This is a genomic window from Chryseobacterium carnipullorum (assembly GCF_003815695.1).
Taxonomy (GTDB): Bacteria; Bacteroidota; Bacteroidia; order Flavobacteriales; family Weeksellaceae; genus Chryseobacterium; species Chryseobacterium carnipullorum.
This window is the reverse complement of the sequence record NZ_CP033920.1, coordinates 4,199,057-4,211,882: the sequence shown is the minus strand read 5'-3', so window position 1 is coordinate 4,211,882 and position 12,826 is coordinate 4,199,057. Positions and strand designations below refer to the sequence as shown.

The 12,826-nt window shown below is 35.6% G+C and carries 12 protein-coding genes; 8 read left to right on the top strand and 4 right to left on the bottom strand.

Annotation, left to right across the window (positions count from 1 at the left end):
- Positions 1-164 precede the first annotated feature (164 nt).
- The 7 genes from EG346_RS19265 (at position 165) to EG346_RS19235 (ending at position 7,333) form a co-directional block, all read left to right on the top strand.
- Positions 165-2,063 carry an endonuclease gene (locus tag EG346_RS19265; RefSeq protein WP_123880869.1) on the top strand — a complete coding sequence of 633 codons (1,899 nt, stop codon included), beginning with the start codon at positions 165-167 and terminating at the stop codon, positions 2,061-2,063.
- 161 nt (positions 2,064-2,224) lie between these two features.
- Positions 2,225-2,830, top strand: a complete 606-nt coding sequence (locus tag EG346_RS19260) for a SatD family protein (protein WP_073330850.1) — start codon at positions 2,225-2,227, stop codon at positions 2,828-2,830.
- A 2-nt stretch (positions 2,831-2,832) separates the two neighbouring features.
- Complete coding sequence (locus tag EG346_RS19255; RefSeq protein ID WP_123880867.1) at positions 2,833-3,528, top strand: DUF3307 domain-containing protein; 696 nt, start codon at positions 2,833-2,835, stop codon at positions 3,526-3,528.
- Positions 3,529-3,561: 33 nt separating this feature from the next.
- Entirely contained in the window at positions 3,562-4,281 is a 720-nt protein-coding gene (purC, locus tag EG346_RS19250) for a phosphoribosylaminoimidazolesuccinocarboxamide synthase (RefSeq protein WP_073330844.1), read from the top strand.
- A gap of 36 nt (positions 4,282-4,317) precedes the next feature.
- Positions 4,318-4,677 carry a four helix bundle protein gene (locus EG346_RS19245; RefSeq protein ID WP_123880865.1) on the top strand — a complete coding sequence of 120 codons (360 nt, stop codon included), beginning with the start codon at positions 4,318-4,320 and terminating at the stop codon, positions 4,675-4,677.
- 64 nt (positions 4,678-4,741) lie between these two features.
- Positions 4,742-6,241 (top strand): amidophosphoribosyltransferase, encoded by a 1,500-nt coding sequence (gene purF, locus EG346_RS19240; RefSeq protein WP_073330841.1) that lies wholly within the window; start codon positions 4,742-4,744, stop codon positions 6,239-6,241.
- 144 nt (positions 6,242-6,385) lie between these two features.
- Positions 6,386-7,333, top strand: coding sequence for a glycerophosphodiester phosphodiesterase family protein (locus tag EG346_RS19235; protein ID WP_123880864.1), 948 nt, complete (start codon positions 6,386-6,388; stop codon positions 7,331-7,333).
- Positions 7,334-7,629: 296 nt separating this feature from the next.
- Here the strand turns inward: EG346_RS19235 and EG346_RS19230 are convergent, their stop codons facing one another.
- The 3 genes from EG346_RS19230 to EG346_RS19220 form a co-directional block, all read right to left on the bottom strand.
- Positions 7,630-8,337: a porin family protein gene (locus tag EG346_RS19230; protein WP_123880862.1), complete on the bottom strand. Its 708-nt coding sequence runs from the start codon at positions 8,335-8,337 to the stop codon at positions 7,630-7,632.
- A gap of 880 nt (positions 8,338-9,217) precedes the next feature.
- Positions 9,218-9,910, bottom strand: a complete 693-nt coding sequence (locus EG346_RS19225; protein ID WP_073334625.1) for a porin family protein — start codon at positions 9,908-9,910, stop codon at positions 9,218-9,220.
- Between the two features lie 321 nt (positions 9,911-10,231).
- Positions 10,232-10,861 carry a porin family protein gene (locus EG346_RS19220; RefSeq protein ID WP_073334624.1) on the bottom strand — a complete coding sequence of 210 codons (630 nt, stop codon included), beginning with the start codon at positions 10,859-10,861 and terminating at the stop codon, positions 10,232-10,234.
- A gap of 594 nt (positions 10,862-11,455) precedes the next feature.
- On the opposite strand from EG346_RS19220, the gene EG346_RS19215 reads away from it, so the two are divergent.
- A complete protein-coding gene (locus EG346_RS19215) occupies positions 11,456-11,650 on the top strand; it encodes a hypothetical protein (protein WP_123880860.1) in 195 nt (64 codons plus the stop codon).
- 93 nt (positions 11,651-11,743) lie between these two features.
- Here EG346_RS19215 and aroB read toward each other — a convergent pair whose 3' ends face one another.
- Positions 11,744-12,787, bottom strand: coding sequence for a 3-dehydroquinate synthase (aroB, locus tag EG346_RS19210; RefSeq protein ID WP_123880858.1), 1,044 nt, complete (start codon positions 12,785-12,787; stop codon positions 11,744-11,746).
- Between the last annotated feature and the right edge of the window lie 39 nt (positions 12,788-12,826).

Here is a 12,826-nt window from a genome sequence, read left to right as displayed (position 1 = left end):
AATTAAATTGACGGAAAGCCAAAAATAATTATTTAGCTCATAATATCTTATACGAATTTTTAAAATCAACATTTTTTATATTTTGTTGATTAATGATTTTTTAATAAATTTTTCAGAACTTTAAGTGTTTTAATTTACTATTTTAGCCTCCCAATTTTTAAGGAATGAAAAAACTTCTACTACCTATTATTTTAATCACGTCATTGATGTCTGCCCAGGCTCCCGCAGGATATTATGACGGAACAGCCGGGCTTACAGGTTATACGCTGAAGTCTAAATTGCATGATATTATTGCTGCGAAGAACGTAAACTGGCATTATGGTGATTTGCAGGAATATTATAAACAAACAGATTTGGATGTTTATTATGATCATAATAGCACCAATAATCCTTCCGGTGGAAATTATATATTATTGGATATTTATTCAGAAATTCCGAATGGAGCAGATGTTTATGAATATAATTCCACGCAATTGCAGGGGTCAGGTTCTATTACAGGAGAAGGACAAGCCTGGAACCGGGAGCATATGATTCCACAAAGTACATTCAGTACAGGAAGCATTAGTAATTATCCTATGTACTCTGATCTGTTTTACGTTGTACCTGTTGATGGTTGGATCAATCAAAGAAGATCCAATTACCCGTATGGTGTAGCAGGATCAACAATTTATTATAATTTTACTAATGGTTCAAAAGTTGCAAACGATGCTACTCCAGGTTTAGCTTATACAGGACGTGTTTATGAACCAATCAATGAATTTAAGGGAGATGTTGCCAGAGCATTGCTGTATTTTGCGGTAAGATATGAAGGAAAGCTGAACGGATTCAATCATAATGCAGGAACAACTCCGGCCAATGACGAATCCCAGTTCGATGGAACCGAAGAACGTGCCTTTGAACCGGCTTATATTACGATGTTAAAACAATGGAATGCTTTGGACCCTGTTTCACAAAGGGAAATCGACAGAAATAATATTGTATACAGTATTCAGAAAAATAGAAACCCATTTATTGATAACCCAGGTTGGGTTGATTTAATTTGGTCTGAAACTCCTGATACAACGGCGCCTACTGCCCCAACAAACCTTTCAGTAGTTCAGCAAAATGCCAATTTTGTTAATTTAAGCTGGACTCCGAGTACAGATACCGATATTTTAGGATACAAAATTTATATGAATGGTGCTGCAACGCCTATTGCGACTACCAAAAGCACCAGTATTTCAATTGATCGGCTGACTCCATCAACAACTTATACTTTTACTGTAAAATCATATGATAAAGGGTATCTTGAATCTCCAATCAGTAACAGTGCCACTGCAACGACCATTGCTTCAGATGGTTTTGCAAAGGATTTAATGATTACCAAATATATTGAAGGAAGTTCAAACAATAAAGCCATAGAAATCACCAATAAAACGGGACACGAAGTTAATCTGAATAATTACAATTTAAACATTCAGTTTTACAGTGGAACCAATTATTATTTCTCAGATAGTTTTCAGCTTGAAGGCAAAGTTGCCAATAACGAGACCGTTGTAATTTTGAACCCCAACGCTGCCTTTACTTGTTATGCTAATTCACAAGCAAAGTTTGTGACTGCTTCCACTCCCATGACTTATACAGGAAGTCAATATGTGGAATTGGCCTATAAAGGTTTTGGAACTGTGGATGGAGTTGGGTTGAAAGGGACAACGAATACAAACAGCAATATTTCGTTATATCGAAAAGCAAATGTAAATCAGCCTGCAGCAGCCTTTACTATTTCAGAATGGGAATCCTATCCTATCAACTACTGTCAGAATCTTGGAGTATTATCTGCCACTGATCTTATGACTTCAAGCAAAGAATTCAAAATATATCCCAATCCTGCTGATGATTATATTTCTGTAAGCGGAGAAATGCAGGATGTTAAAATGGCACAGATCATCGATCTTTCAGGAAAAATAATTTATTCTGAAAAAGATCCGTTTAAAACTAAGAAAAATATTTCTGTGCAGAATCTTTCTGCCGGGTTATATTTCTTAAAACTTGACGATAAAGTGCATCAGTTTATCAAGAAATAATAAAATACAGCGAGCTTTTATCGTCGGCTTAACGAAAAATATGGTTTAAAAACCTTTTCAACAAGACATCATTGATATAAGCAGATTCACTAATAATCAATATCTATAAGTGTTTCTGCTTATATTTTTTATTTATAAGTAATTATGCTTATATTTGCATAATGATAGCGGTCATAACCGGTGATATTATAAATTCACAGCATGCAGACACAGAAGTTTGGATCACCAGACTCAAGAATCTCCTGGAAAACTGGGGAAGTTCACCGCTCGCATGGGAAATCTACAGGGGAGATGAGTTTCAGTTCAAATGTAGTATAGATGAAGTATTCTGGCGTTTTCTAGCCATTAAGTCCCTTATAAGAAGTCAGGAAAATTTAGACGTAAGAATTGCCATAGGCATTGGCGAAGAGAATTTTTCCTCCGAAAAGATCACCGAGTCCAACGGAACTGCGTATGTGAATTCCGGACGATTGCTGAACGACCTTAAAAGCGACGGCCACACCGTTTCCATAAAAACCTCAAGCGAATCTGTAGACAGGGATTTAAACATTCTCCTGAAATGGTCTTCAAAAGATTTTGACAGCTGGACGGTAGCGACGGCAGAAATCATTCACGAAATGATCATGAACCAGGATATCACCCAGGAAGATCTCGCCAAGAAATTTGCTATTTCACAGTCCTCAGTAAGTCAGAGGCTGAAACGCGCCAACTACGAACTGATCGTAGAAACGAATCAATATTTTAGAAAGAAAATCTCAGAACTGTAAGCATGATCTTTACTAAACTCATATTGGCACATCTACTCGGAGATTTTGTTCTTCAGCCAAACTCTTGGGTTGCAGATAAAGAACGCCGTAAGCTGAAAAGCCCATATTTGTATCTTCATGTTCTGATTCATACTGTTTTAAGTTTTGTTTTTCTCTGGAACACGGATCTGTGGTGGGTTTCACTTGTTATCGGGGCTACTCATTTTATTATTGATGCTTCAAAACTTATTTTTCAAAACGTGAAAAATAAAAAAGCATGGTTTTTCATTGACCAGTTGCTGCATATTCTGGTCATCCTGGGAATCTCATTCTATTTCAAGGAATTCAATTTCGATTTTTTGAGCAATAAAGATTTCTTAAAGATACTGATGGCAGCATTGTTTCTGACGACACCTGCTTCGATTTTTATAAAAATACTATTGTCTTCATGGACGCCGGTTCCGGAAACACAAAGCAGCTTACAGACAGAATCTCTATCGAGTGCAGGAAAATATATAGGTATTTTAGAACGCCTTCTGGTGTTTACCTTTATTATGGTGAATCATTGGGAAGGAGTAGGATTTATGGTCGCTGCCAAATCTGTTTTCAGATTCAGTGATCTTGCACAGGCCAAACAGAGAAAGCTTACAGAATACGTACTGATTGGTACATTGCTGAGCTTCGGATTGGCTGTTTTAACAGGAATTTTAATTAAGTAATATAAAATAAATCTAACTAATAAGAATTTAGAAATGGAAAAGAAAGAAATGTTGTACGAAGGTAAAGCAAAACAGGTATTTGCTACCGATAATCCTAACGAAGTAGTGGTACGTTTTAAAGACGACGCTACAGCATTTAATGCTCAAAAAAGAGGGTCAGTTGATTTGAAAGGTGAAATGAACAACGCGATCACGACTCTGATTTTTGAATATTTAAATGAAAAAGGGGTTAAAACTCATTTCATTAAACAATTGAACGAAAGAGAGCAGTTGGTAAAAAAAGTATCCATCATTCCATTGGAAATGGTGGTAAGAAACTACTCCGCAGGAAGTATGGCTCAAAGATTAGGAGTGGAGGAAGGAATTAAATCTCCGGTGACCATCTTCGATATCTGCTACAAAAAAGACGAATTGGGAGATCCGCTTATCAACGATCACCATGCTGTTTTCTTAGGAGCGGCAACGTATGAGGAGCTTGCTGAAATGTATAAACTTACTGAAGGTATCAACGAAATTCTGATCGACCTTTTTGATAAAATGAACATCATCCTTGTTGATTTTAAAATTGAATTAGGAAAAACGGCAGACGGTGAGATCATCCTTGCAGACGAAATTTCTCCTGATACATGCAGACTTTGGGATAAAGATACGATGAAGAAACTGGATAAAGACAGATTCAGAAGAGATCTTGGAGAAGTTACCGAAGCTTACGTTGAGATCTACAATAGATTGAAAAATTTACTTGGTAAGTAAATTTGAGAAGTTAGAAGTTAGATATTAGAAATTAGTATGAAATCGCACCGGATAGAAGATTTAAAGTTTGGGAAAAAATCGATGACTTTGGTAAAAGAAGTTTATTTGGTTTCTGCCGGGCTGCCAAATGAGGAAAAATTTGGTTTATTATCTCAAATAAGAAGATGTGCAGTTTCAATACCTTCTAATATTGCTGAAGGAGCGGGAAGAAATAATAAAAACGAGTTCTATCAATTTCTTGGAATTGCATTTGGTTCTACCTATGAGCTGCATACCCAGTTAAAGTTATTAATAGATCTTAATTTTATTTCTGAAGTTAAAATAGTACCTTTAAAAGAACTTTTAGCTGAAATTCAGAAAATGATATACTCATTAAAAGAAAGTTTAAAATTATAATTGAAGTTAACTTAGACTAGATTCTAACATCTAATATCTAACTTCTAATTTAGAAAAAATAGAAATGAAAAGTTTAGACATTCATAAAAGTGAATATTTAAAACAGTTTGACACTCAAACCTACGGAAGAAATCTTTTCAGAACGCAGGAAGAAGAAAGACTGGACGCCCCGAATGAGGAGTGCGGTATCTTCGGAATGTATTCGGATAATGATCTTGATACGTTTTCACTTTCGCAGTTCGGGCTTTTTGCATTGCAGCACAGAGGCCAGGAAGCTTGTGGTATTTCTGTTCTTAAGGATGGAAAAATCACCAACATGAAAGATGAAGGTTTGGTTTTGGATGTTTATAAAGAGATCCAGGATCCCGAAGCTTTTATGGGAAATTCTGCAATCGGGCACACCCGTTACACGACTGCAGGAGACAAAAAGAAATATAATTTTCAGCCATTTTTCGCTAAAAACGAATATGATCAGATTATACTTTCTATTGCGCATAACGGTAATCTTACCAATGCAAGAGAATTAAAAAATGAATTGGAAGCTGAAGGCGTTGTTTTCAGGGCGACTTCCGATTCTGAGGTGATCTTAAGATTAATTCAGAAAAATCTTGATCTGGGATTACGTGGTGCCATCAAAGCAACCATGGAAAAAATTGAAGGAGCTTATTCGGTGGTTGGAATGACGAGAAATAAATTCTTTGCATTCAGAGATTTCAACGGAATCCGTCCTTTAGTTTTAGGAGCTGTTGACGAAAAAACATATGTTGTTGCTTCAGAATCTGTTGCTTTAGATGCTGTGGGAGCACAATATGTTCGGGATATTTTACCAGGTGAAATCATTTATACGAATGAAAACGAGCCCGGTAAACTGAATTCTTACATGGTCAATGAAGCAAGAGGAAAGCAAAGGATCTGTTCTTTCGAGTACATCTATTTCGCAAGACCCGACTCTACCTTAGAAAATATCAATGTATACGAAATCAGAGAAAAATCAGGAGAAAAGATCTGGGAACAGGCACCTGTAGATGCCGATATCGTTATTGGGGTTCCTGATTCAGGAGTTCCTGCTGCAATAGGGTTCTCAAAGGCTTCCGGTATCCCTTTCCGCCCGGTTCTGATCAAAAACAGATACATCGGAAGGAGTTTCATTGTTCCTACACAGGAAATGAGGGAAAGGGTAGTTAATCTTAAGCTTAATCCTATTATTTCTGAGATCAAGGATAAAAGAGTAGTCATCATCGACGATTCTATCGTAAGAGGAACTACTTCCAAGAGATTGGTGAAAATATTGAAAGACGCAGGCGTAAAAGAGATCCACTTCAGAAGTGTTTCTCCGCCGATTATTGCGCCATGTTACCTCGGAATCGATACACCTTCTAAAGACGATCTGATTTCAGCAAATATGACTACTGAAGAGCTCAGAGATTATCTGGGAGTGGACTCTTTAGAATTTCTGAGTACAGATAACCTGAAAGAGATTTTAGGATCTTCCAACCACTGTTTCGGATGCTTCACAGAAGAATATCCGGTAGGAAAAGGAGAGGAGGTAGAATTATTTAATTAATAGTCTACGATTCAAAATAAAAAAGAAGAAGCCAGGCATTGAGTCTGGCTCTTTTTGTTGTTATAAATATATCAAAAGCTTAATATTCCTTTATTATACGATGTAAGTGTAAATTCTAAATTTGTTAATTTAAAATTTCATGATATGAAAAACGTATTTTTAACGGGAGCTTTTCTGGTATTGGCCCAATGGTATTCCTCTCAGTCTTTCGATTATCAGGCGCATCGCGGAGGAAAATCCTTGTATCCCGAAAATACCATTCCGGCAATGAAGAATGCTCTGAAAATGAACGTAACGACCCTGGAAATGGACCTTGCTGTCACAAAGGACAAAAAAATAATCCTTTCCCATGATGCTTTTCTGTCCCCTGAGTTAATCACAAAACCCGATGGAACTTACATTCCGAAAGACTCCGGATTTTACTATAAAATTTATGACATGCCTTATGCAAAGATTCAGACCTTTGACGCAGGATTGAAGAAACTTGATCACTATCCCGACCAAAAGAAGATAAAGGTTCAGAAACCGCTCCTCGAAGATGTCATAGAGGCCTGTGAAACGTACTCGCGTGAACTCAAAAGACCTTTGCCGTTTTATAATATAGAAACCAAAACACGTCCTTTTTCTGACCATATATTTCATCCGGAACCTAAAGAATTTGTGGATCTGATGATGAAAATTATTGTAAAAAAAGGCATCCAGGACCGGGTCATTATTCAGTCGTTTGATCCCAGAACCCTGGAAATCATTCATAAAGAATATCCTGAAATCCTTACTGCGCTGCTCATAGAAAAAGTAGATGATAAAAAGATAGCACAGCAGCAGGCTCATTTCGAAAATATACCAGCAGTAAAATTCAGAGAATATCCGAATCATTTGAATGGGGTAGCCGGAGATATGAAATTTCTAAGTTTTACCCCAACCATTTACAGTCCTGATCACACCCTTGTCACTTCAAAACTCGTACAGGAATGCCATGCGTTGGGGATGAAAGTGATTCCATGGACTGTCAATACCAAAGAAAGACTAAAAGAATTAAAAGACATGGGAATAGACGGGGTAATTAGTGATGATCCGAGAATATTTGAATAGCGCATTAAGAGAGATGAAGTTTGAACTACAACATACGGATTTTAAGAGTTGGAGAATCGGAAAAATTTTAAGATGTCTATTATCAGAAATCTCAAATCCATATAAAAATTTACCATTCACCTGCAAAACAAAATCACCATGGACTTCCAATCTCAGTCTCATTGTCTGATGTCTCACGTCTGATATCTGATATCTGTCATCTGAAAATCTTTCTCAACATCAATAAAAACGAAAGGGTGGACTTAAAATTTTTAAGTCCACCCTTTACTATAGGTTAAATAATTGATTGTCTTCTATTAGAATTTGTAGTTCAAGCCTAATTGAAACGCTCTATGGTTCAATGGCTCAGTACCTTCAGGCTTTTGGTTTCTCATATCCGTAAGACTGTTGATGTATCTTGCGTTGATCCCTAAGTTTTGGGTAATATCATAACCAAGACCTAAACCAAGACCTAAGTTAAACTTGTTGATATTATCTTTATTGATATCTTGAGAATTCGATACAGACTGAGTGGTTGTAGTCCCTCCTGTTGTTGTTGTAATGGTACTGTCTCCAGAATTTTTACCATTGATGAAGTAACTGAATTCAGGACCAGCCTCTACATAGAATCTTTCAGTAGGTCTCATTTGTACCATTAAAGGAACTGAAATATAGTTCATTGTACTTTTGAACTCACTTTTTGTTTTAACGTTGGTAGCACCCGTTGTTACATCGGTAGATGAGATAACGCTTCTTGCTCCTAACTGGTTATATAAAACCTCTGGCTGCAAGCTGAACTTCTGAGAAAGTGGAATATTAACTAAAACCCCAGCATGGAATCCGATTTTCTGGTTGTCAAGGCTTAATTTCTGCTCACTGAAGTAAGAAGAGTTTCCTCCTGCTTTAATACCAAATCTGATAGGTTGTTTTTCTTTTTTGATTGGCTCTGGAGTTACTGTTTTTGTTTCTTGAGCAAATGTCATCATGCCAGCAGCAACTGCCAACCCTAGAAATAACTTCTTCATAATTTTATTTTTTTTAATTTTACTATTGTACTTCTTACCTGATTTTATCAATCAGACTTGAATTATTTTGCAAAATGCTTGCCAAACTTAGAAAAGTCTTATTTAAAGGGCTTTAGCAGTGGTTTTTGATGTTGTGTTTTTGATAATTTTATAGATTTTTTAAGAAAAATTATGTTATGGAAATTTGTTTTCTAAAGATGATTTTAAGTGAAATTGTCTTTATGTTGATAATTTAACATAACGTTAAAGTTGGGAAAATAAAACGTGCAGTATGGAAATTATTGAATTTTTTAAAGATTCAAAGCTTGGTTAAGCTAATAAAATAAATATTTCTACTGAACTTTTTTGGTGTTCATTTAAAAAAAAGCCGGATACTAGAGAACCCGGCATTGCTTTGAAAATAATCTATGTCTATCTGAACTGATAGGCTAAGCCAATCCGGAGTGCATTATTTCTGTCCGCATCTCCACTGTTGAGTTTGTAGACATCTGTAATTCCTGCTGTAAATCTTGCGGTAATGGCAAGATTTTGAGTGAAATCATATCTAGCTTAACGACAAGGTTTCATTACATCCATTCTGGCTGCAGGAATATCAAAAATATAGTGCTTTCTATTTTTGATCCCAGTCCGTTATACATTATCACCTACTGAATACTGAGCTTATGCTAAAACGGAATATTGTGAAAGCGCCTGCATTAAAAACAATTTTTACCTTTCGCTCATAACTGAAATAAACCTCTTCATTTCCATCGGTAAGAGGATTGATAAAAGTGATTTGCTGTAAAAAGGTCAGATTTAAATAAATAAACCTGACCTTTTTTATTTCTATTAAAAGCTGAATTCAATAAATAATCCGGCTTTGTGTTGAGTATAAAATGGATTATTTGAATTGATAAGCCACACCGATCTGGAAAGCATTATTTCTGATTGCATCTGCACTGTTATGCTTATAGATATCTGTTATCCCCGCTGTAAATCTCGCTGTCACACCGAAATTCTCTGTAAAATAATATCCCGCTCCGATACCCATTCCAAAATTGAATCTATTATAAAGATCTTTAACGATTTTTTCTGAGAACGTTGTGGTTTGAGTGGTGGTAGTATTTCCGGAGTTTTTGCTCACCGTAATGTCTCCTTTATCTTTTCCTCCTAAAAGAAAACCAAATTCTGGTCCGGCTTCTACATAAAGCTGAGGAAGGATCTTGTATTGTACCATTATGGGTAAAGTAAGATAATTAAGTGTTTTTTTGTAGTCGACGTCTCTTCTGTACCGATCAGAATTCACATAGAACTCTTCTCTTTCTTCTGTTTTTGAACCCAATTGGTTAAAAAGAAGTTCAGGTTGGATACTGAATTTGTCTGCTACCGGAATATGAACAAACACGCCTGCATTAAAACCTGGCTTCAGTTTCTGATCGTTATCATATTCGCCATTTCCATCATATTTGGAAAGCGTAGAAGCGTTGAATCCCGCTTTAACCCCGAAAGTAATCGGTGATGCAGATTTTGTTTTTTCCTGTGCATTCACCAAAAGGCTTCCGGCAAATGCTAATCCTAAAATGAGTTTTTTCATGATGATAAAGTTTTATATATTCCCCACACGGCAGCAAAATTCCCGCCAAAGGGAATAAACTGATAAAAGTCATGTTTTAAGGGCGAAAAGGTCAGGTTTAAATAAATAAACCTGACCTTTTCTATTGAAATCAATTTGTATATGAAGAAACTTTTAGGTGTCGGACATTGATGATAAAATCAAGAAGTCCATCTTATCTCATATACGCAAACTTCTTGCCAAAAATATCAAATTGACCGGTAGATTACAAAAAAACCGGATTAAATAAATAACCCGGCTTTCTATTGAATATAAAATTTGTTTTCTGAATGTTGAAGCTTATTATTTGAATTTATAAGCTAATCCTACCTGGAATGTATTATTTCTAACTGCATCACCAGAATTATCTTTGAAAATATCAGTTACCCCAGCCACGTATCTAGCTGTAATCCCTAAGTTAGGAGTAAAGTAATACCCTGCACCAAGACCGATACCAAAGTTGAATGTTTGTAATTGGTCTTTGTAATTATCAGAAGTAGTAGAGTTTCCGTTACTTTCGTTTTTGAATTTGTTTTTAGCGCTTACTAAAAATCCAAATTCTGGACCAGCTTCTACAAAAAGATTAGGGATCAGGTTGTACTGGAACATTACCGGTACTGCGATGTAATCTAATTTAGTTGAAGCAGAATACTTATTCCCTAATAATGTGTAATCTGATTTTTCACCATACTGAGAGTACAATACTTCCGGCTGAACGCTGAATGATTCTGCAATTGGAATATTAGCAAATACACCTGCGTTGAAACCGATTTTAGATTTTTGATCATCTAAACCTTCGTCTTTAGAAAGAGAAGATACGTTCATTCCACCTTTCACACCAAATGTTACCGGGTTGGAAGAAGTAGTTGGAGTCTGCTGAGCGAAAGCTAGTGAACTTGCGGTTACTGCTAATCCTAAAATTAACTTTTTCATAACTTTAATTTTTTTTAATATTTTACTATTTCTTAATTCTAAATTTTACTACCGTCAAACCTTACTACTGGGTGAGACGCAGAGTATCTTTCAAATTGCTTGCCAAAAATAATTAATATGATAAAAGTCAGTTGGAAGAGGAGGTCAAATGCATCATGTTTATATTTTAAATTATTGATTATCAATTTTATATAAAATATATTAAACGATTGTTTAGAAACAGTATAAATTAAATATTTTCTGAGAACAGTTTAAATTGTAGTAAAATGTTCAGAAAATTAAAGTCTTTAAATTCATTTAGCCTGTATAAACGGTTTACAGGTTTTACATTGAAAGCAGCATCGCAGCTAAAGAAATTGTGATTACGCAAGAGACGTATATTTATAATAAAAATTTGATTCGTTATTTTCTTACCATCAATCCATTAAAAAGTGTATTATTGTTTTAAAGCTTTTGAAGGGTTAAAACTCTTTATCCGCAAAAAAAAATTGTCCAGTTCATTATTGATGATGACCATTTTGAATTTTTTCCCATCTATGACTTTGGTGCCACGAAACGAAGTATAAATGTATTATCTATGTTTTTCGCAAAAAAATGAAGAAAGCCTATTTTGCAGATCAGCTTGCTATAGAAATGGTTAACGATAAATGGCTTGGGAACAAGATAAAAGTTTATCTAGAAGGGATCAGTTTTTATCTTCCTTATCTTTATAATGATACCCATGAATTCGAAAGAGTATATCAGAAGATTCAACAGCGTCTGCAAAAGAAAACATCAGGTAATTATTAATTATTAAATAGTTATCCCTGAATAAGTAAATGGGGTGTGAACTTATTCAGGGACAGAATTTATCAGATAATTTTTATTAAAATTTGAACATGATCAATCATTAAGTTTTCTGTAAAACTCCAGAGATTTCAGGATGTTTTCCTGGCTGCACTGATGATCATAAGTACATGAACCTATCCCTGAAAGCAGAGAGAAATTGATCTTGCTGTCTGTATTCTTTTTATCATTAAGCAAAAGTGCTGTAATACTTTCGTCCGAAAAGTCACTTATGTCAAGGTAAGGATAGTATCTCTGAAGATTCTCAACGATGGTTTCTGCATCCTGTTGGCTGATAAGATCTTCAAGATAAGCCAGATGAGCTTCACAGATCATTCCCATGGCTACCGCTTCGCCGTGAAGGATAGGATTTCCCTGGCTCAGACAAAGACTTTCTACTGAATGTCCGATCGTATGTCCAAAATTCAGGGTTTTTCTGATATTTCTCTCATGAAAATCTTTTTCTACCACATCCTGCTTAATATCCATTGAAGTCTGAATATGGGTAACGATAGCTTCTGCATCCAGTTTATGAATCTGAATAAGACTTTCCCAATGGGCTTTGTCAGCAATAAGACCATGTTTCAGCATTTCGGCAAAGCCACTTCGCAATTCTTTAAACGGAAGTGTTTCTAAAAATTTAGGATAGATAAAGATCTGTTCCGGGAAAGCAAAAGTTCCCACCATATTTTTATAATTCATTAAATCGATCCCGGTTTTCCCGCCAATAGATGCATCACACATTGATAAAAGGGTAGTAGGGATATTGATGAACTGAACTCCCCGCTTATACGTAGATGAAATAAAACCGCCCATATCGGTAATCACACCACCACCAAGATTGATGACCAATGCCTTTCTGTCTGCCTGCATTTCTGTGAGAATTTCCCAAAGCTGGTTGGCCGTCTGGATATTTTTCATTTCTTCACCCGCTTCGATCTCTAAAATTTCAAAGCCTAAGTCTGTTTCCATGTTACCTAAAAGAACCGGAAGACAATATTCATGGGTATTTTCATCAACTAAAATAAAGATCTTACTGAAAGATTTTTCGTGCAGAAAGGTATTTAATTGAGAAAAATCATCGTTTAATATTGTTATCATTATTGGGGTTTCTTTAAAATTAAAATAAAACTATTCTGC